Source organism: Staphylococcus sp. McC-251-APC-3A2, assembly GCF_009695665.1.
Classification (GTDB): Bacteria; Bacillota; Bacilli; order Staphylococcales; family Staphylococcaceae; genus Staphylococcus; species Staphylococcus cohnii.
In genome coordinates this window covers 978,765-997,874 of the sequence record NZ_VUNO01000001.1, presented here as the reverse complement: position 1 = coordinate 997,874, position 19,110 = coordinate 978,765, and the positions used below count along the sequence as shown (strand labels likewise).

Below are 19,110 nucleotides of genomic sequence, written 5' to 3'. Positions count from 1 at the left end.
ATTTAAAAATATAAATAATAATTGTTGTTCGTAAAGTGATAAGCAAGAACAATGTTAGAAGCAATTAGGAGATACAAAACGTTATAACTAAGCATGAATACTTTGCATTATACAATGCCATTTGTAGCCATTTAGAGAGCTATACAGAGCATACATTTATTATTTAGATGTTTTTTAGGTACTCAACAATCTTACATGTGGCTTAAATGGGCTTAGAATACGTTGTATGAAAAGAGTAAAAAGTCACTAAATTTAGATTGAAAGTAAATTAATTTTGCCCAGTAGATAATTAAAGTAGTGGTGGAAATTTTAACGGATAGATTAATTTTATCGGCAGTGAAAAAAATTTTCGGATTGAGATTCAAAAAATAAATTTCAAAAATATTTTTGGCGGGGCTTCGAACAACGCCCGTCACATCAAGGGTTGAGAACGACGAGCCCGTCTTATCTGTAACCGCATCTTGATATTAAAAGGTAAAATTGTGTAATTTTTCACAATGTATGCAGGCGATATAGCTTAAGTTTAAGTACATAACGCCCTTATTATCAAGATAATCATGTTCTCAACGCAATATAGGGCTTTTCTCAGTAGCGATTATCGATGAATTAGTAAAGTTTTTAAAACATTGCGGGTCAATCGATATTCGAGATTGGTCGAAGATTAAAACATGTAAAAGAGAATGACTTAGCACATGGAGAATTTGGAAGGTTTTTAAAATCAGTTGGTTTAACTAAATCACAATCAGACAGATTTATAAAAATTTATTCTGAACATTCTCAAGGTAAACTTCCCGACGTCGGGAACATTGGAATGAGTATTGTTTACGAAATTTCCACATTACCCGAACCAGAACGTACCAAAGAACACACAACTTCAAAAGGTGAAACGAAAACACTTGATGAAATGACTGTTAAAGAATTGCGTGAATTGAAGAAACAACTCAAACAACGCGACGAAGAAAAATCACAACTCCAATCACAACTTGAACAAGCACAACGTTCTGAATCAATTGCACATAAGCAACTAGAGGAATATATTTCAATACATAATATTTATAGGAGATGATATAAATGTCACAGAGAAAACTATTATCACAACAAAAAGCTTATCGTACCAAAGATGTACAAGAACAAAGAAATGCGACTGAGAAAGCTATGAATGAGCTTACACCTTTATCAAAAGAGCCACCCGATTTTTTAGACGATGATGCTATTCAAGAATGGTATAGAGTGCTTCCACTTATTAATGAATTACCTATAAAAGATTTAGACAAAGGTCTGCTTGCTACTTATTGCCAAACATATAGTAACTACAAAAATGCCACACTCAAAATTCAAGAAGAAGGTATGGTGGTTGTGACTGAACGTGGAAGTAAGCTCTCACCTCATTACACAATACAAAGGGATAGCGTGAATACAATGAACGCCATTTGCCCTAAATTAGGCTTAACTGTTGAGGCACGTCTCAAGATTATGGAACCTAAGACAAAAAATGAGTATGATCCCGTAGGTGATTTTGTGACAGGTAAGAAGCCTAAATCAGTATATGAAGAGTTTGGCATAGGCAAAGATGACTAATTGTCCAACTGTTGCACAAACTTAAATATATAATAATACATTCCAAATTTTGGTAAGAAATGGATTTCTGCAACTGTTGCAGAAAACTTATAAGCGTTTATATAACTATATAAAGAAATGAGGTTATAACATGCATCTAAAACCCTGTAAGCAAGTATTAAGATATTATCCTGCAGAAAAGATAACCGAATACGAGCTATTAACTGCTTATAATCCTATGTTTATTAATCGTAAAATAAAAGCAATAGAGGAACAAATCGATGCAATGTATCATTTAAATGTCAGTCATACAGTGTGTGATGATGTGATGGGTGTAGTCACAACTTCATATCCTTTAGAAAAGTTAGTATGTTGGATTGTTGAGAAAAAAGACGAACTGGATAGATATAAAAAACAATCAAATAAACGACTAAATTTGGTTAAAAAGCTAATCAAACACTATCCTTCGCATGAACAAAAGGCTATCATTCAATACATGCAGTCAAATGGCTCATATAAGCCACACAAAATGATTGAGAAACTGCAGAAAGATTTATATCAAGTCCATCATAAAAACCGTTCACAACGCCGTGAGAAGCATATACAAGCCAATAAAGTGATTTATAATGACTATATCGAAACAAAACGTGAAAGCCTGCAAAATGAACGTGAGGTGCTTGCCATATGATTATTGAGTATCAAGATGTGAACTATAAAATGTTATCCAAGTATATGTTGAACTATCACAGACTTTGTGACTGGTACATCAACAGACCTCATAACGTCAATGACCTTCAGTACCGAAATATATGTGATGTGGTTAAAGGTATAACTGCTGTATATAACAATTCTTCTTTATTAAAGCAACAAGTTATCAAGTTGACGTGGTGGGACAAGGAAAACTTATCAGATGACGTTATTTGCGACATCATCGGTATTAAACAAAGGGCATTGTTGCGTGCTAGAACGTCTATATTAGATCGATTGGCGAGTGAAATCAGCTATGTATGATAAAAAGACGATTAAACAGTTTATATTGAGTTGTCACGAGCATATTAACGATGATTATGAAGATAAACCCATTGAAACAGATGATTTCTTTGAGTTAGGTGCTGAAGTTGGCCATAAGCGTATAGATCAAATGAATACAGAAGATGCGATATTTTTAAACGAGCTAGAATTGGCCGCCGAAACAGTAGGAACATTCAAAGAGTTTAATTTGTTTTTACTGATGGCAGAGGGGAAAACTTACAAAGATATGGCTCGTATATTCGAAGTAGGTGAGCAGAGAGTTAAGCAGATGTTAGACAAGTTAATAGTTAAAATGATTAAATATTTGCAATATAACTAAAATTGTATATAATAGGTAATGGAATCACTTATCACTTTCTTACGAATACACACTAGACGACTTTAAAAGTCGTCTTTTTTTATTTGGTTATTAATACAACTAATTCTTTTAATCACTTTAGAATGCGTATAGAATAGGCTTATTCTAATATTTAATGCTATAGTAAACTTACATACAGCTATATATATTATTTTATAATTATTAATTTTGCTCATACCAATTGCCCAAGTATGTTACGGGATGGTTATTTGCTTGATAGTTTAATGTCATGTTAAATTGTATTTATCAGTTTTTAGCATTATAACTCTTAATTTATAAGGCAGACGGTCTAGTCTGTCTTTTTTTATTTACAATAACGAACATATGTTCTATTATATTTAGTGAGGTGATACTATGATGCCAGATAAATATAAAAATGAAACAGACTATCGTAAAATACCACGTGAATATCTTAACCCACGCATACCACAAGGACGTGGCATGGTTAAATGGCAACCTTTTAAGACAATGCCTGAGCAATACGAAAGATTAGAGCAATACATACTAGACCAAAATAAAATTGAGAGACCTATATTAAGTGAAGATCAATTAAATGAGTTAAATGATACATTAGTATATAAGATGTTTCATGATCCATCACTTACAGTCAGCTATTATAAAGATGGTTACATTGAAAATATAGAGGGTAGCATTCACAAGATGGATGACTTAGAGGAATGCTTATACATCCATGTAGAAGATAAGTTAAGTAAAATTAGCTTGATGGATATTGTAGACATAAAATAACCTGCACTAAATAAAGTGCAGGTCTCAGAGATATACTCATAAATCAATATAAAGGTAGTTAAGTAGTGGCTATTTGTTATATAACCATAGTGTGTCATCTTAAACATTACTTTAACAAATTTTATAAGTTGTTTAGTTCCTTAAAGATAAAATATATAGGGCAAGGATAACTGCCCATAGAATAAAATTTAAGACGGAGAGTTTTGTAGTCCATGTGGTGAATCTTTGCTTAACTCTCTCATACGTTCAATTTCTTCATCTGTAGGATTATCCATATCAATACCTTCGTTAATTACTTGATCTCTTGCTGGATTATCTATAACTTCTTCTTGCGTTTGTGGTTCTTGATATTGTTGTCGTTCTTGAGATTGAACAGGTTCTTGCTGTTGCTGCTCTTCTTGATATTGGTCGTTTTGTGCTTGTTGATTTTGTTTTTCTTCGTTATTTGCTACTTGTTCAGAACTTTTATCATCTGTTATAGATTTTTCTTCATCTGATTTCTTATTGTCTTTATTACTATTATCAGATTTTTTCTCACCTTTTTTACTTTCTTTATCTGATGATTTTATTTCTTTCTTATCTTCAGACTTGCTTTCTTCTTGACCACATGCTGCTAATACTAAGAAGCTAGCTAATAATAAAAATAAAATTCTTTTCATTTAATAGTCTCCCTTAAAAATAAATTATTAACTTAATTGTACTATACATAAAAATTTATGGTGATAACAAAAAGTTATGATTAAAAATAATATTTATGAATATACTTATATTACATTTTGATAAAAAATTATGTAGCACTATCAGTTAAAAACGTTGTGACTATTTTAAATAGTGGGTCTTTTTACGTGGATTTATGTTAGAATATTCTGTAAACTAATTTATTTAGGAGCGTATATATGATTCAATCTATAAATCACGTTACTTATTCAGTATCAGATATTAGTAAGTCGATTAATTTTTATAAAGACATTTTGAAAGCTAAAATTTTAGTAGAGAGTGATAAAACAGCGTATTTCACTATAGGTGGTCTCTGGTTAGCGCTAAATGAAGAAAAAGATATACCTAGAAATGAAATTCAATACTCATATACACATATGGCATTTACAATTAATGAAAATGAATTTGACGAATGGTATCAGTGGTTAAAAGATAACAACGTTAATATATTAGAGGGACGTAATAGAGATATAAGAGATAAACAATCAATATACTTCACTGATCCAGATGGCCACAAAATAGAATTACATACAGGTACATTACAAGATAGGTTAGATTATTATAAAGAAGAGAAACCACATATGAAATTTTATATATAAGTAGGTTATATTATGACAATAGAAACAAGATTATTTGAAGAACAAGATTTAAATAAGTTAAATGAATTATTAGTTTTATATGAACAGTTAGGCTATCCAACAATAACAGAGGATTTATTCAATCGTTTAAAAAGAATATATAATCATGAAGATTATTATTTGTTACTTTTAATTAAAGATGATGTGATAATTGGTTTGAGCGGGATGTGCAAAATGATGTTCTATGAAAAGAACGGTGAATATATGCGTTTACTAACATTTGTTATTAATTCTAATTATAGAGAAAAAGGCTATGGAACACTTTTATTAAAAGAGTCACAAATTTTAGCAACTCAATTAGGATGTAAAGCAATCACTTTAAATAGTGGTAATAGAGAAGAAAGAGATAACGCTCATAGTTTTTATAAAAATAATGGTTTTGAAAAAAAGTCATCTGGATTCTCTAAAAGCTTAGAATAAGATGATATGCATGGATAGATATTGAATGCCAAACGAACAACTATACGTTAATTCATTTCTCGATGCAGCACAGAACGAATGTCAGAACTATATATTAAGTTATTTAATGAAACAAAAGCTATTACTCAAAAATAATTATATAGTTTGGTCGGACAAAAATGTCTAACCAATATATAAAAGTATAAACTAAAAATGAGTACTTGGTTTGGTTTCTCAAAAAAAGAGCAACCAATGTACACAGTCAAAAATGACCACGTACTATTGCTCAAGAATGGACGATAGCAAACGAACAAAATTGTCTGATTGTACAACCGTAGTTATAACTACACATATAAGACAGTTACAGACAAAAAAGTCCATAACTAAATGTGAGGTGTCTAATGAGAACAGAAAAAGAAATGTTGGACTTAATTCTTAATATTGCTAAACAAGATAAAAATATAAAAGCAGTATGTATGAATGGGTCTAGGGTTAATGAAAAAATTAAACCCGATATACATCAGGATTTTGATATTGTCTACATTGTTGAAAATTTAGAAGATATAATTGCTGATTTGGAATGGATAAATCAGTTTGGAAATAGAATAATAACACAGTTTCCAGAAGCGCAAGATTTATATCCATCTGAATTAGAAGAACGTTATCCAATATTAATGCTATTTGATGATTACAATCGAATAGACTTAACATTATTATCGAAAAATAAATTATCTGAATATTTGGTAGAAGATAAATTAATAAAAATACTTCTTGATAAAGATAATTTGTTACCAAAAAACAATAGTGTTAGTGAAGCAAGTTATTGGATAAGCAAGCCATATCAGAAATTGTTTGATGAATGTATAAATGAGTTTTATTGGGTTTCTACCTATGTAATGAAAGGTATATGGAGAAATGAGTTGCTTTATTTAATAGATCATTTGAATATATGTAGAAGAATGTTACTTTTAATGCTTGCATGGGATAAAGGTTATAAATTTGATTTTCAAGTTAATTTTGGTAAGAGCTTTAAATACTTGCCTAATTATTTAGGATCTAATAAAAATAGTGAATTGACTTCCACTTATCCTCATTTAAATACTAATGAAATAAAAGAAGCATTATATAAAATGACTGAAATGTTTGATTATGCTGCAGTAATGGTCAGTAAGAAATGTAAATTAAATTATGATACAGAAAACTATGCAGAAGTTAAGAAATATATTGGTTTTAATAATTAAAGTTCGTGCATAATGAGAGAAGTATTTACAAAACAATTGATTTTATAATGGGGACTAAATGGGGGCGCGAAATTCAAAACGTATCAAAACGAATGACACTATAAAATATAAAAATACCGACACCACAAGTGTTTTGACGACTAGTGATATCGGGTGAAAATGAGAAAATAACTTATTAATCCCCTCGAAGGGAATCGAACCCCTATCCTAAGAACCGGAATCTTATGTGTTATCCATTACACTACGAGGGGTAAATAACAATAATATTAGTGTACAAATCTTATAAGTGTTGGTCAACAATAATTTATACAGTTTAAGGAAATTCTAAGCGTTATTTTTTGACCATATTTGACTTTTAGGTTAAAATAAATTTATCAGTTAGAAATAAGGAGGCAATATTAATGAATTTAATACCTACAGTAATTGAAACTACAAACCGTGGGGAACGTGCTTATGATATTTACTCACGTTTATTAAAAGACCGTATTATTATGTTAGGTTCACAAATTGATGATAACGTAGCAAACTCTATCGTATCACAATTATTATTCTTACAAGCACAAGATGCTGAAAAAGATATCTATCTTTACATTAACTCACCAGGTGGTAGTGTAACTGCTGGATTTGCTATTTATGATACAATCCAACACATTAAACCAGATGTACAAACAATTTGTATCGGTATGGCAGCATCAATGGGGTCATTCTTACTTTCAGCAGGTGCAAAAGGTAAACGTTTTGCATTACCTAATGCTGAAGTAATGATTCACCAACCATTAGGCGGTGCACAAGGTCAAGCAACTGAAATTGAAATTGCCGCTAACCATATTCTAAAAACACGTGCTAAATTAAACAAAATTTTAGCTGAACGTACTGGTCAATCAATTGAACAAATTGAAAAAGATACTGACCGTGATAACTTCTTATCAGCAGAAGAAGCTAAAGAATACGGATTAATCGACGAAGTTATGGTGCCAGAATCATAATATTTCGCATAAGTAAATTAGGATAAACAGATTATAAAACAAGTCACGACAATGTATGACTATTTCCAAATGTATGATGCATAAGGAAATGGTTGGCATGCGTGACTTGTTTTTTTGAATATATTGAAATTATGAGTTGTGTTTATTTAATAGATTTTGTTTTTTTATAAAATAATAAGATGGAAACGATTAAAGTTAACAAACCAATGATTAACAAAGTTATAGAAATGAAGATCATTATTGCAGGTTTTTCAAATGCTAAAATACTATTGGTAATGATGAGCAAGCCTGCAATGAATAATAAGATATGGCTAAAACTATCTTGTTTCATTTTTAATGGTACCTTTCTTATTGAACTAAATTTTCTAATGCAAGTTTTAGGTTAGGATATTTAAATTTGAAATCTAGTGCTTGCAATTTATTAGGTAAAACTTTTTGAGTATCAAGTACAACTGTAGACATTTCTCCTAAGATAAGTCTGAGCGCAAATGATGGCACCCACGTATAATGTGGACGATGTACTTCTCTTGCAATGGTATAACCAAACATATTTTGATGTTCTGCGATAGGTGATGTGAAATTAAATACACCTCGCGCTTTATCATTATTGATGGTATAGAGTATCGCTCTTGTTAGATCTTCAATATGAATCCAAGAATACCATTGTCTACCACTACCAATTTTACCGCCGACATTTAACTCATAAGGTAATTTCATTAATGGTAATGCACCGCCTTTATTTGATAATACCATTCCAAATCTACCTATAATTACACGTGTTCCAAAGGATTCAAATTGACGTGCTAGACGTTCCCACTGATAAACTACTTCAGATAAAAAATCAAATGGTAATGTTTGATACAACTCAGTATATGTACGTGTTAAATCGGGTTTATAATAACCGACTGCGCTGGCGTTAAAGAATACAGAAGGTTTTTGCTTTCTGTTTTTGGAAAGGTCGTATAATGCCTGTGTAGATTGTAATCGACTTAGCATTATATTTTGTTTGTGTGCGGAAGTCCAGCGGTTATTTAAGCTAGCACCGGCCAAATTGATGACGATATCAATATCTGGAATTTGGCTTTCCCAATTTGGTTCTGTCCAATTAACATATGTGATTTTAGGATGTGATGTAGCGTGTCTTTGTCTTGTTAATATCGTGATTTTCGAATCACTTTGTTGAATTGCCTCGATTAGCTGAGTACCTACTAGACCAGTACCGCCCGTAATTAGATAGTGTTTCATAGTATCACCTCATAGAATTGTAGTATTGAAGCGTGCAGGCTTTTAAAGTAAAAAATCTCATGATTTAGTATGACAAAATTTATTCGAATTTTGTTCAAAAATATGTCATTTACTACATCTAAGATGTATTTAAAATAAAATCATATGTCGTTATAATAAAGGTACCTTCGATATTAATTAATCATCTCTTAATTATTTCGAGTATACCCCATAATATACTAGCGAAGGTAAAATTTTGACTCCCTTTAGTAGAGGCCTATACGATTTTCGTGTAGGTCTAATTTTTATACCTTATAATATATATTATTGAATAATAAGAAATAATTTTGATGTCGTTTTAAAAAGGGAATTTGAAGTACTACATATTATAAAATAAATAAGGCAATAATGCCAAAAGCGAGTAAAAGTAAAAAAAGAACGAGTATAAAAAGTTTATAGCGTGTTTTGATTGATATTTTTAATTCATCATTGTCATTTTCGGTCATCATATGTCGTAAACCTTTAGGTTTTTGTTGTGATTGATCTGTTTCGTTAAATAAGTCGTAGTTTTTCAAAATCTAGTCACATCCTGTTATGATATTATTGACAATAGTAGAATAATTTAAGTGAAAGTGTTGAAACAACAATTGAAATTAGATTACTATTTAAGTTGAAGTTAAAAATAAAAGTGTTGTATATGATTATTTTACTATAGTTTGGACCACAAAGTAACAACTACATTAAAATGTGGTTAATATGGTTGTTTAATCAATGAAATAGTGTAAAATATAGTTCTAACATGAAGTTAAATGCCATTTGAAAATGATGATTTGATATAAATTGAAGTGAGGGGAGCATATGCCTAAGCATAATCAAAATAATAATTTTGATGATAAAGATAATAAAAAAATGAGTGGTTTCGCAAAACTTATCAGTGGATTGATTGTCCTACTACTTATAGGTGGATTAGTTTTTGCAATTTTTGCATTCGTAGATCATTCAAATAAAGCCAATGAACGTTTGGCAGACCAAAAACAAGAAGAAAAAGACAAAAAGAAAGAAAAAACAAAGGAACAAAAAGACAAGAAAAAAGAAAAGTCAACTGAAGAAACCCAACAAACACAACAAACACAGCAAACTCAACAAGTTCCTCAAACACAACAAACACAACAAACACAACAGACCCAACAAACGCAACAAACACAGCAGCCTAGAACACAAGAACGAAGAACTACGGAAGAAAAAGATTCACCTGAAAAAACAAAAGAAGAACGTACTACTGAAGAACGCTCGACAGAAGAGAAGACCGATGAACCATCCACAGAGGAAGAAACAACTGAAGAAAATACGAGCGAACCATCAACTGAAGAGCGCACATCTGAGCCTTCCACAGAAGAGAAGACCGATGAACCTTCTACCCAACAACGAAGTACGCAACAAAATACCCAACAACGTTCAACACAAAACAATAATTCAAATTCAGAAGGAAGTTCGCAATCCTCTGATGAAGATTAAATGGAATTAGAAAAATACATTCTTAGAACACGTGCTGTCATATGACAGTGCGTGTTTTTTGTAATAATTAATGTAACTTAAGCACTGAAATGAAATATCGTATATTATTTATAATACGAATCATATAAGACAAAGAAAAAGAAAGCTTAAAATAGCAGGCTTACTAAATATGAAATGAATGACAATAGCAGTATGATGGAAAAGCAACCACCTAAACAACCAAAAGGTCCTAAATGACAGCCAATGTGTTTGTTGTAATTAAAGGGTTGATATGGGTTTTTTTGAGAACTTTCTTTTGTTTCTTTAAAGTAATCGTCATCTTTATATCTCTTATCTTCTGGGTCTATCACTTCTGGGTGTTTATTGTTAGACATGTATATTCCTCCTGATAAATACTATTTAAATTTATATTTATTTTAAGCATAAATAGTGATTGATTCAATGAAACGCATGTTGATGAAATGATTTTAAAACATATCATCAAAAAAATTAATGGTAAATGATTAGTGAAATATGGAATCGGGTATAGTTATTCTATAGACAAAAGATTTATAGAAGTTTAGAATTTACTTTATTTAAGACAAAAGTATTTCTCTTGCTTTTTTAAATGTATAGTAGTATTATTGCAAATATAAGAGGTTATATTTTTTTGTCCCAGTAGGGACGAAAAAAGTCAATCTATGGTTAGAACTTGACCCTTGTGTATAGAAACGGAGGAGGATAGTAGTGAAAGACTTGATAAAAATTCAACAAAAGTTAGTTCCAGAAATTGTTGAAAAGATGTATCGTCGTTTTTCAATACTCACTACTATCGCTCAGTATCAACCCGTCGGTAGACGTAGTTTAAGTGAATATATGGATTTAACTGAAAGAGTATTGCGTTCTGAAACAGATGTTTTAAAGAAACAAGCGCTTATCAAAGTTAAACCTACAGGCATGGAAATCACTGAAGCTGGTGAAACGACAGTACGCCAATTAAACAGTTATTTTAACGTTTACTCGGATGATCATCACCTTGCTCAAATTATCAAAGAAAAATATGGCATTAAAGATGTTTATGTCATTCCTGGTGATTCAGACACTGATAAAACGGTTAAAATTGAGTTATCTAAACAAGCGGGACAGCTAGTTGAAGATGTTTTATATGATCACGCAACTGTAGCAGTTACAGGTGGCTCAACGATGGCATACGTAAGCGAATCTATGCATCGCCAACCTTACGACGTATTTTTTGTACCCGCTCGAGGTGGACTTGGTGAAAATGTTGTATATCAAGCCAATACGATTGCTGCCAGTATGGCACAGCAAACAGATGGAGATTATACAACGCTTTATGTGCCAGATAATGTCAGTGAAACAACCTATAACACACTTATGTTAGAACCGTCAGTGATACACACCTTAGAGAAAATTAGAGAAGCGAATATTACAATCCACGGCATTGGTGATGCGCTGAAGATGGCGCGAAGACGTCAATCACCTAGTGAAGTTATTGAAAAACTTCAACATCACAATGCCTCGGGAGAAGCATTTGGATATTATTTCGATGAACAAGGACAAATCGTTCACAAAGTAAAAACGATTGGACTTCAATTAGAAGATCTTGTATCGAAAAAGTTTATCTTTGCCGTTGCTGGGGGTAAATCAAAAGGAGAGGCAATTAAAGCCTATCTTTCGATAGCACCTAAAAACACTGTGTTAATCACAGATGAAGGCGCGGCAAGTATTATCGCAAATAATAGTAATAAAAAGTGATTCCACTTTTTAAATATCATTTTAAAGGAGGCCATTATAATGGCAGTTAAAGTAGCAATTAATGGTTTTGGTAGAATTGGTCGTTTAGCATTTAGAAGAATTCAAGATGTAGAAGGAATCGATGTAGTAGCAGTAAACGACTTAACAGATGACGAAATGTTAGCTCATTTATTAAAATATGACACTACACAAGGTCGCTTCACAGGAGAAGTTGAAGTTGAAGAGAATGGTTTCCGCGTTAACGGACTAGAAGTTAAATCATTTTCTGAGCCAGATCCAAGTAAATTACCTTGGGGAGACTTAGATATCGATGTAGTATTAGAATGTACTGGTTTATTCACAGATAAAGAAAAAGCAGAAGCACACATCAATGCAGGCGCTAAAAAAGTATTAATTTCAGCACCAGCTAAAGGTGATTTGAAAACAATCGTATACAACACTAACCACGATACTTTAGATGGTTCAGAAGATGTTGTTTCAGGTGCTTCATGTACTACTAACTCATTAGCACCAGTTGCTAAAGTTTTAAATGATGAATTCGGTTTAATCGAAGGTTTCATGACTACAATCCATGCATACACTGGTGACCAAAGCACACAAGATGCGCCTCACAGAAAAGGTGACAAACGTCGTGCTCGTGCAGCTGCTGAAAACATTATCCCTAACTCAACAGGTGCTGCTAAAGCTATCGGCCTAGTAATTCCTGAAATTGATGGTAAATTAGACGGTGGAGCACAACGTGTACCAGTTGCAACTGGTTCATTAACTGAATTAACAGTAGTATTAGATAAAAATGTAAGTATCGAAGACGTAAATAACGCAATGAAAAATGCATCTAACGAATCATTCGGTTATACTGAAGATGAAATCGTTTCTTCTGACGTAATCGGAATGACTTACGGTTCATTATTTGATGCAACTCAAACACGTGTTATGACTGTTGGAGATCGTCAATTAGTTAAAGTAGCAGCTTGGTATGATAACGAAATGTCATACACTTCACAATTAGTACGTACATTAGAATATTTAGCAAGTCATGCTAAATAATTTGATGTTCACTTTAGTTTAACAAGTATAGCGTTGTGAAATTGAATCAATAAGCTTAGGAGTAAGCGGGGAGCTCAACGCTTCTCCGCTTATTTTACTTTATTCATCCATCTAAAGGAGGAAGATTACATGGCAAAAAAAATTGTATCTGATATAGAGTTAAAAGGTAAAACTGTACTTGTACGTGCGGATTTTAACGTACCTATGAAAGACGGCGAAATTACGGATGACAACCGTATCGTTCAAGCTTTACCAACTATAGAGTATATTATAGAGCAAGGTGGTAAAGTCGTTTTATTCTCTCACTTAGGAAAAGTTAAAGAAGAAAGTGATAAAGCAGAATTAACTTTAAAACCTGTAGCTAATGCATTAGCTGAAAAATTAAATAAAGACGTAACATTTGTTCCTGAAACACGTGGAACACAATTAGAGCAATCTATCAAAGCGTTAAATGAAGGTGATGTGCTATTAGTTGAAAATACACGTTTTGAAGATTTAGAAGGTAAAAAAGAGTCTAAAAATGATCCTGAATTAGGTGAATACTGGGCATCATTAGGTGATGTCTTCGTAAATGATGCATTTGGAACGGCACACCGTAAACATGCGTCAAACGTAGGTATTGCAGCACACCTAGAAACTGTAGCAGGTTATCTAATGGAAAAAGAAATTAGATATATCGGTGGCGTTGTAGAAAACCCAGATAAACCTGTTGTTGCAATTCTTGGTGGTGCTAAAGTTTCAGATAAAATTGGTGTAATCACTAACTTATTGAAAATTGCAGATAAAGTGCTTATTGGTGGCGGTATGTCATACACATTCTTCAAAGCTCAAGGTAAAGAGATTGGCCTATCTTTATTAGAAGAAGATAAAGTAGACTTTGCAAAAGAATTGTTAGAAAAAGCAGGAGATCAAATCGTATTACCTGTAGATTGTAAAGTTGCAAAAGAGTTTTCTAATGACGCGAAGATTACAGAAGTTTCTGTAGATGATATACCTGCAGATCAAGAAGCGATGGATGTTGGTCCGAAAACTGTGGAATTATTCAAAGAAAAATTACAAGGTGCACATACGGTAGTATGGAATGGACCTATGGGCGTATTTGAATTCAGTAATTTTGCAAAAGGTACAATTGGTGTTTGTGAAGCAATTGCTGAGATGAAAGATGCAAACACAATCATCGGTGGAGGCGACTCAGCTGCAGCTGCGATTTCATTAGGATATGCAGATGATTTTAGTCACATTTCAACTGGTGGCGGTGCATCATTGGAATATCTTGAAGGTAAAGAATTGCCAGGTGTAGTTGCGATTGCTAATAAATAATCGCTAATTTACGAGCAAAACTTGATTAAACAATAATCATAATTTACTAATAGGAGTGTATATAATGAGAAAACCAATTATTGCGGGTAACTGGAAAATGAACAAAACGGTTCAAGAGGCTAAAGATTTTATTAATGAATTACCAGCATTACCAGATACTAAAGAGGTAGAATCAGTAATTTGTGCTCCAACAATTCAATTAGATGCTTTAGTAACATCAGTTAATGAAGGTAAAGCACAAGGCTTACAAATTGGTGCACAAAATGCCTTTTATGAAGATAACGGTGCATTTACAGGTGAAACATCACCAGTGGCATTGGCTGATTTAGGTGTGAAATATGTTGTTATTGGACACTCAGAACGTCGTGAAATCTTCCATGAAACAGATGAAGATATCAACAAAAAAGCACATGCTGTATTCAATCACGGTATGACACCAATTATTTGTGTTGGTGAAACAGACGAAGAACGTGAAAGTGGCAAAGCTAATGAAGTTGTTGGCAACCAAGTTAAAAAAGCTGTAGAAGGCTTGTCAGAAGCACAATTGAAACAAGTTGTTATCGCATATGAACCAATTTGGGCAATCGGTACTGGTAAATCATCAACTGCAAAAGATGCCAATGAAATGTGTGCATTTGTAAGAGAAACAATCGCAGATTTATCTGGACAAGCAGTTGCGGATGCAACACGTATTCAATATGGCGGTAGTGTTAAACCTAACAACATAAAAGAATACATGGCAGAATCAGACATTGATGGCGCATTAGTAGGTGGCGCATCACTTAAAGTGGATGATTTTGTACAATTGTTAGAAGGTGCAAAATAATATGGCTAAACAACCAACTGCATTAATTATTTTAGATGGTTTTGCAAATAGAGAAAGTGAGCATGGTAATGCTGTAAAACTAGCTAATAAACCTAATTTTGATCGTTATTATAATCAGTATCCAACAACCCAAATCGAAGCAAGTGGCTTGGATGTTGGACTTCCTGAAGGTCAAATGGGTAATTCAGAAGTTGGACATATGAATATCGGTGCTGGACGTATTGTTTATCAAAGTTTAACGCGTATCAATAAATCTATTGAAGATGGCGATTTCTTTGAAAATGATGTATTGAATCACGCCATTCAACACGTAAAAGGTAGTGACTCAGCACTTCATATTTTTGGTTTATTGTCAGATGGTGGTGTGCACAGTCATTATAAACATCTATTTGCTTTATTAGAATTAGCCAAAAAGCAAGGCGTTGACAAAGTTTATGTACATGCGTTTTTAGATGGACGTGATGTAGATCAAAAATCTGCACTTAAATATATCGAAGATACAGAAGCTAAGTTTAAAGAATTAGGCATTGGCCAATTCGCATCTGTTTCAGGTCGTTATTACGCAATGGACCGTGATAAACGCTGGGATAGAGAAGAAAAAGCTTATAACGCAATTCGTAACTTTGGTGGAGAAACATTTGAATCAGCTAAAGCTGGTGTTGAAGCAAACTATGCTAAAGACTTAACTGATGAATTTGTTGAACCATTTATCATCAAAGATCAAAATAATGGTGTAAATGATGGAGATGCAGTCATTTTCTATAACTTCCGTCCTGATAGAGCTGGTCAACTGTCTGAAATCTTTACAGATAAAGCATTTGAAGGCTTTAAAGTGGATCAAGTAAATGACTTATTCTACGCTACATTTACAAAATATAATGATAATGTTGATGCAAAAATTGTTTTTGAAAAAGTTGACTTAACTAATACAATTGGTGAAGTTGCACAAGATAATGGCTTGAAACAGTTACGTATAGCGGAAACTGAAAAATTCCCACACGTCACTTATTTTATGAGTGGTGGCCGCAATGATGAATTTGAAGGCGAACGTCGTAGATTGATTGACTCACCTAAAGTTGCAACTTATGATCTTAAACCAGAAATGAGCGCTTATGAAGTTAAAGACGCACTCATTGAAGAGTTAAATAAAGGTGATTTAGACTTAATCTTATTAAACTTTGCCAACCCTGATATGGTAGGTCACAGTGGTATGCTTGAACCTACGATTAAAGCAATTGAAGCGGTTGATGAATGCTTAGGTGAAGTCGTAGATAAAATTGTTGATATGGGTGGTCATGCCATTATTACAGCTGACCATGGTAACTCAGATATGGTATTGACTGATGATGAGCAACCGATGACAACACATACGACTAATCCTGTACCAGTGATTGTTACTAAAGAGGGTGCAACTTTACGTGAAACAGGTCGACTAGGTGATTTAGCACCTACATTGTTAGATTTGTTACAAGTAAAACAACCTGAAGACATGACTGGCGAATCACTCATCAAGCATTAATTTGATATAAATAAAATATGGACTAAAATTAGCAAAATAAAAGCGTGTCACGGTTTAAAATTTGCTTAAAAGACTGATGACACGCATAATCAAATTGAAGTAATTAAATTATTTGTATTTATAGCATTTATAGCTATAATGAAGATGAAATTTAATATTTCTAAACTACTTATTATAAAGGAGATTACAAACATGCCAATTATTACAGATGTTTACGCTCGCGAAGTCCTTGACTCACGTGGTAACCCAACAGTGGAAGTAGAAGTATTAACTGAAAGTGGTGCATTTGGACGCACACTTGTACCATCAGGTGCTTCTACTGGTGAACACGAAGCAGTAGAATTACGTGACGGAGACAAAACACGTTATTTAGGTAAAGGTGTAACGAAAGCTGTTGAAAATGTAAATGAAATTATTGCACCTGAATTAATTGAAGGTGAATTTTCAGTATTAGAACAAGTCTCAATTGATAAAATGATGATTCAATTAGATGGAACTGAAAATAAAGGTAAATTAGGTGCAAATGCTATTCTTGGTGTTTCTATTGCAGTAGCACGTGCAGCAGCTGATTTATTAGGTCAACCACTTTATAAATATTTAGGTGGCTTCAATGGTAAACAATTACCAGTTCCAATGATGAATATTGTAAATGGTGGTTCTCACTCTGATGCGCCAATCGCATTCCAAGAGTTCATGATCTTACCAGTTGGTGCAGAAACATTTAAAGAATCATTACGTTGGGGAGCAGAAATTTTCCACAACTTAAAATCAATCCTTAAAAACCGTGGTTTAGAAACAGCAGTAGGTGACGAAGGTGGTTTCGCTCCTAAATTTGAAGGTACAGAAGACGCTGTTGAAACAATATTAGAAGCGATCAAAGCAGTTGGATTAGAACCTGGTAAAGATGTGTTCTTAGGCTTTGACTGTGCTTCATCTGAATTCTTCGAAGATGGCGTTTATAATTATGCTAAATTTGAAGGTGAAAATGGTTCAAAACTTACAGCAGAACAACAAGTTGACTATTTAGAAGAATTAGTTAATAAATATCCAATCATTTCTATTGAAGATGGTATGGATGAAAATGACTGGGACGGTTGGAAAGTATTAACTGACCGTATCGGTGATCGTGTTCAATTAGTTGGTGACGATTTATTTGTTACAAATACTGTTAAATTATCAGAAGGTATCGAAAAAGGCATTGGTAACTCAATCTTAATTAAAGTTAACCAAATTGGTACATTAACTGAAACATTTGATGCTATTGAAATGGCTCAAAAAGCTGGATATACAGCAGTAGTATCACACCGTTCTGGTGAAACAGAAGATACAACTATTGCGGATATCGCAGTTGCTACAAATGCAGGCCAAATTAAAACTGGTTCATTATCTAGAACTGACCGTATTGCTAAATACAATCAATTATTACGCATCGAAGATGAATTGTTTGAAACAGGCAAATTCGATGGTATTAAATCTTTCTACAACTTAGATAAATAATATTTATCTTGAAAAAGAGTTCACGCGCTAACACGTAAGCCCAATGGGTTTGCGTGTTTTTTTATTGCAAGACGCGTTAATATCATTTATGATTCAAAATTGTGTCAGACAAAGATAAGATTCAATAAATACATCGTCAACGTTATTTAATTTGTTCATCTTTGTCAGTGAAACTGATATAATTAAAAGTGTAAATTATAGAAGGAGTATTGACTGATTATGAAGGCACAACCTAAAACAAAAGAAATTAGAACAGGTCATTTTCTTGCTTACACTTCACTTATCATAGCAATATTATATGCCATCCATTTATTTGTTATTTTAGATGACAGTGTGATAAAACAAATGTTAATAAATAGTAGACAAAAGCCTTCTGAAAACGCAATTGGTGTTATAAAAAACAGTTTCCAATTTACAGGTATCATGTATGTGATTGCTAATTTAACAGGGATTATTGCGATTTGGAATAGGCACACGTATTTGTGGTGGTTTATGTTTGCAGTATTCACTTCACAAATTTTATATAATTTAGTTAATATCAGTTCGGTTTATGAGGCGATATTAGATACAAAATCAATGATAAATATCTTACCGTTAACAATTGTATTGATCATGTCACTTATTTTAGCGATTTATATGTTGGTTGTTTCAATCAAACGTAAAAGCACTTTTAATAGATAGAAGTTTGCTAAATAAGTTAAACGTGTGATATAATGCGGTTCGTATATAATG

General features: G+C 32.7%; 22 protein-coding genes, 1 tRNA gene and 1 pseudogene. 18 read left to right on the top strand and 6 right to left on the bottom strand.

Annotated features, from left to right (window positions below):
• Positions 1-622: 622 nt before the first annotated feature.
• The 6 genes and pseudogenes from FYJ81_RS13320 to FYJ81_RS04830 all read left to right on the top strand — a co-directional run.
• A pseudogene (locus FYJ81_RS13320) lies at positions 623-1,033 on the top strand (DUF3102 domain-containing protein); the annotation flags it as partial.
• A gap of 38 nt (positions 1,034-1,071) precedes the next feature.
• Positions 1,072-1,578, top strand: a complete 507-nt coding sequence (locus FYJ81_RS04850) for a phage terminase small subunit P27 family (protein ID WP_040030197.1) — start codon at positions 1,072-1,074, stop codon at positions 1,576-1,578.
• 130 nt (positions 1,579-1,708) lie between these two features.
• The gene (locus FYJ81_RS04845; RefSeq protein ID WP_154409378.1) at positions 1,709-2,245 is read left to right on the top strand and encodes a spore coat protein; all 537 of its coding nucleotides are present in this window, start codon (positions 1,709-1,711) and stop codon (positions 2,243-2,245) included.
• A gap of 128 nt (positions 2,246-2,373) precedes the next feature.
• Positions 2,374-2,568, top strand: coding sequence for a hypothetical protein (locus tag FYJ81_RS13080; protein ID WP_229767946.1), 195 nt, complete (start codon positions 2,374-2,376; stop codon positions 2,566-2,568).
• Positions 2,561-2,908 (top strand): hypothetical protein, encoded by a 348-nt coding sequence (locus tag FYJ81_RS04835; protein ID WP_107525552.1) that lies wholly within the window; start codon positions 2,561-2,563, stop codon positions 2,906-2,908. The genes FYJ81_RS13080 and FYJ81_RS04835 overlap by 8 nt, the downstream gene beginning before the upstream one ends.
• 393 nt (positions 2,909-3,301) lie before the next feature.
• Positions 3,302-3,694 carry a YolD-like family protein gene (locus FYJ81_RS04830; RefSeq protein WP_154409376.1) on the top strand — a complete coding sequence of 131 codons (393 nt, stop codon included), beginning with the start codon at positions 3,302-3,304 and terminating at the stop codon, positions 3,692-3,694.
• 188 nt (positions 3,695-3,882) lie between these two features.
• On the opposite strand, the gene FYJ81_RS04825 is transcribed toward FYJ81_RS04830, so the two are convergent.
• Positions 3,883-4,353 carry a hypothetical protein gene (locus FYJ81_RS04825; protein ID WP_150822749.1) on the bottom strand — a complete coding sequence of 157 codons (471 nt, stop codon included), beginning with the start codon at positions 4,351-4,353 and terminating at the stop codon, positions 3,883-3,885.
• Between the two features lie 237 nt (positions 4,354-4,590).
• Between FYJ81_RS04825 and fosB the strand changes: the two genes are divergently transcribed.
• The 3 genes from fosB to FYJ81_RS04810 all read left to right on the top strand — a co-directional run bounded on the left by fosB (position 4,591) and on the right by FYJ81_RS04810 (position 6,689).
• Complete coding sequence (gene fosB / locus FYJ81_RS04820; RefSeq protein ID WP_154409375.1) at positions 4,591-5,010, top strand: FosB/FosD family fosfomycin resistance bacillithiol transferase; 420 nt, start codon at positions 4,591-4,593, stop codon at positions 5,008-5,010.
• Positions 5,011-5,022: 12 nt separating this feature from the next.
• Complete coding sequence (locus tag FYJ81_RS04815) at positions 5,023-5,469, top strand: GNAT family N-acetyltransferase (protein ID WP_154409374.1); 447 nt, start codon at positions 5,023-5,025, stop codon at positions 5,467-5,469.
• 380 nt (positions 5,470-5,849) lie between these two features.
• Positions 5,850-6,689 (top strand): aminoglycoside 6-adenylyltransferase, encoded by an 840-nt coding sequence (locus FYJ81_RS04810; protein ID WP_154409373.1) that lies wholly within the window; start codon positions 5,850-5,852, stop codon positions 6,687-6,689.
• 179 nt (positions 6,690-6,868) lie between these two features.
• Here FYJ81_RS04810 and FYJ81_RS04805 read toward each other — a convergent pair.
• Positions 6,869-6,940 (bottom strand) — tRNA-Arg (locus FYJ81_RS04805).
• A gap of 150 nt (positions 6,941-7,090) precedes the next feature.
• Here FYJ81_RS04805 and clpP point away from each other — a divergent pair.
• Positions 7,091-7,675, top strand: coding sequence for an ATP-dependent Clp endopeptidase proteolytic subunit ClpP (clpP, locus tag FYJ81_RS04800; RefSeq protein WP_107383684.1), 585 nt, complete (start codon positions 7,091-7,093; stop codon positions 7,673-7,675).
• A 142-nt stretch (positions 7,676-7,817) separates the two neighbouring features.
• Here clpP and FYJ81_RS04795 read toward each other — a convergent pair whose 3' ends face one another.
• From FYJ81_RS04795 to FYJ81_RS04785, 3 genes are all read right to left on the bottom strand, one after another.
• On the bottom strand, positions 7,818-8,006 hold the full coding sequence (locus FYJ81_RS04795; RefSeq protein ID WP_107383685.1) for a hypothetical protein: 189 nt from the start codon (positions 8,004-8,006) through the stop codon (positions 7,818-7,820).
• 17 nt (positions 8,007-8,023) lie between these two features.
• Entirely contained in the window at positions 8,024-8,920 is an 897-nt protein-coding gene (locus FYJ81_RS04790; protein WP_154409372.1) for a TIGR01777 family oxidoreductase, read from the bottom strand.
• 365 nt (positions 8,921-9,285) lie between these two features.
• Positions 9,286-9,474 carry a hypothetical protein gene (locus tag FYJ81_RS04785; RefSeq protein WP_107504635.1) on the bottom strand — a complete coding sequence of 63 codons (189 nt, stop codon included), beginning with the start codon at positions 9,472-9,474 and terminating at the stop codon, positions 9,286-9,288.
• Positions 9,475-9,757: 283 nt separating this feature from the next.
• Here FYJ81_RS04785 and FYJ81_RS04780 point away from each other — a divergent pair, with 283 nt between their 5' ends.
• Positions 9,758-10,414: a DUF4887 domain-containing protein gene (locus FYJ81_RS04780; RefSeq protein ID WP_107517858.1), complete on the top strand. Its 657-nt coding sequence runs from the start codon at positions 9,758-9,760 to the stop codon at positions 10,412-10,414.
• A 146-nt stretch (positions 10,415-10,560) separates the two neighbouring features.
• On the opposite strand, the gene FYJ81_RS04775 is transcribed toward FYJ81_RS04780, so the two are convergent.
• The gene (locus tag FYJ81_RS04775; RefSeq protein WP_107383689.1) at positions 10,561-10,788 is read right to left on the bottom strand and encodes a hypothetical protein; all 228 of its coding nucleotides are present in this window, start codon (positions 10,786-10,788) and stop codon (positions 10,561-10,563) included.
• A gap of 352 nt (positions 10,789-11,140) precedes the next feature.
• Between FYJ81_RS04775 and FYJ81_RS04770 the strand changes: the two genes are divergently transcribed.
• The 7 genes from FYJ81_RS04770 to FYJ81_RS04740 all read left to right on the top strand — a co-directional run bounded on the left by FYJ81_RS04770 (position 11,141) and on the right by FYJ81_RS04740 (position 19,059).
• Entirely contained in the window at positions 11,141-12,169 is a 1,029-nt protein-coding gene (locus FYJ81_RS04770) for a sugar-binding transcriptional regulator (protein ID WP_107383690.1), read from the top strand.
• Positions 12,170-12,208: 39 nt separating this feature from the next.
• The gene (gap, locus tag FYJ81_RS04765) at positions 12,209-13,216 is read left to right on the top strand and encodes a type I glyceraldehyde-3-phosphate dehydrogenase (RefSeq protein ID WP_019469448.1); all 1,008 of its coding nucleotides are present in this window, start codon (positions 12,209-12,211) and stop codon (positions 13,214-13,216) included.
• Positions 13,217-13,345: 129 nt separating this feature from the next.
• Positions 13,346-14,536 (top strand): phosphoglycerate kinase, encoded by a 1,191-nt coding sequence (locus FYJ81_RS04760; protein ID WP_107383691.1) that lies wholly within the window; start codon positions 13,346-13,348, stop codon positions 14,534-14,536.
• Positions 14,537-14,600: 64 nt separating this feature from the next.
• Positions 14,601-15,362 (top strand): triose-phosphate isomerase, encoded by a 762-nt coding sequence (tpiA, locus tag FYJ81_RS04755; protein WP_107383692.1) that lies wholly within the window; start codon positions 14,601-14,603, stop codon positions 15,360-15,362.
• Between the two features lies 1 nt (position 15,363).
• Positions 15,364-16,881 carry a 2,3-bisphosphoglycerate-independent phosphoglycerate mutase gene (gene gpmI, locus FYJ81_RS04750; protein ID WP_154409371.1) on the top strand — a complete coding sequence of 506 codons (1,518 nt, stop codon included), beginning with the start codon at positions 15,364-15,366 and terminating at the stop codon, positions 16,879-16,881.
• Positions 16,882-17,073: 192 nt separating this feature from the next.
• Entirely contained in the window at positions 17,074-18,378 is a 1,305-nt protein-coding gene (eno, locus tag FYJ81_RS04745) for a surface-displayed alpha-enolase (RefSeq protein WP_019469444.1), read from the top strand.
• Positions 18,379-18,597: 219 nt separating this feature from the next.
• Positions 18,598-19,059, top strand: coding sequence for a hypothetical protein (locus FYJ81_RS04740; protein WP_107386152.1), 462 nt, complete (start codon positions 18,598-18,600; stop codon positions 19,057-19,059).
• Positions 19,060-19,110 lie beyond the last annotated feature (51 nt).

Excerpts from the sequence above, each read along its gene's own strand:
- FYJ81_RS04850 (WP_040030197.1), top strand. The coding sequence starts at position 1,072 with ATGTCACAGAGAAAACTATTATCACAACAAAAAGCTTATCGTACCAAA.
- FYJ81_RS04845 (WP_154409378.1), top strand. The coding sequence starts at position 1,709 with ATGCATCTAAAACCCTGTAAGCAAGTATTAAGATATTATCCTGCAGAA.
- FYJ81_RS04835 (WP_107525552.1), top strand. The coding sequence starts at position 2,561 with ATGTATGATAAAAAGACGATTAAACAGTTTATATTGAGTTGTCACGAG.
- FYJ81_RS04830 (WP_154409376.1), top strand. The coding sequence starts at position 3,302 with ATGATGCCAGATAAATATAAAAATGAAACAGACTATCGTAAAATACCA.
- FYJ81_RS04825 (WP_150822749.1), bottom strand. The coding sequence starts at position 4,353 with ATGAAAAGAATTTTATTTTTATTATTAGCTAGCTTCTTAGTATTAGCA.
- fosB (WP_154409375.1), top strand. The coding sequence starts at position 4,591 with ATGATTCAATCTATAAATCACGTTACTTATTCAGTATCAGATATTAGT.
- FYJ81_RS04815 (WP_154409374.1), top strand. The coding sequence starts at position 5,023 with ATGACAATAGAAACAAGATTATTTGAAGAACAAGATTTAAATAAGTTA.
- FYJ81_RS04810 (WP_154409373.1), top strand. The coding sequence starts at position 5,850 with ATGAGAACAGAAAAAGAAATGTTGGACTTAATTCTTAATATTGCTAAA.
- clpP (WP_107383684.1), top strand. The coding sequence starts at position 7,091 with ATGAATTTAATACCTACAGTAATTGAAACTACAAACCGTGGGGAACGT.
- FYJ81_RS04795 (WP_107383685.1), bottom strand. The coding sequence starts at position 8,006 with ATGAAACAAGATAGTTTTAGCCATATCTTATTATTCATTGCAGGCTTG.
- FYJ81_RS04790 (WP_154409372.1), bottom strand. The coding sequence starts at position 8,920 with ATGAAACACTATCTAATTACGGGCGGTACTGGTCTAGTAGGTACTCAG.
- FYJ81_RS04780 (WP_107517858.1), top strand. The coding sequence starts at position 9,758 with ATGCCTAAGCATAATCAAAATAATAATTTTGATGATAAAGATAATAAA.
- FYJ81_RS04775 (WP_107383689.1), bottom strand. The coding sequence starts at position 10,788 with ATGTCTAACAATAAACACCCAGAAGTGATAGACCCAGAAGATAAGAGA.
- gap (WP_019469448.1), top strand. The coding sequence starts at position 12,209 with ATGGCAGTTAAAGTAGCAATTAATGGTTTTGGTAGAATTGGTCGTTTA.
- FYJ81_RS04760 (WP_107383691.1), top strand. The coding sequence starts at position 13,346 with ATGGCAAAAAAAATTGTATCTGATATAGAGTTAAAAGGTAAAACTGTA.
- tpiA (WP_107383692.1), top strand. The coding sequence starts at position 14,601 with ATGAGAAAACCAATTATTGCGGGTAACTGGAAAATGAACAAAACGGTT.
- gpmI (WP_154409371.1), top strand. The coding sequence starts at position 15,364 with ATGGCTAAACAACCAACTGCATTAATTATTTTAGATGGTTTTGCAAAT.
- eno (WP_019469444.1), top strand. The coding sequence starts at position 17,074 with ATGCCAATTATTACAGATGTTTACGCTCGCGAAGTCCTTGACTCACGT.
- FYJ81_RS04740 (WP_107386152.1), top strand. The coding sequence starts at position 18,598 with ATGAAGGCACAACCTAAAACAAAAGAAATTAGAACAGGTCATTTTCTT.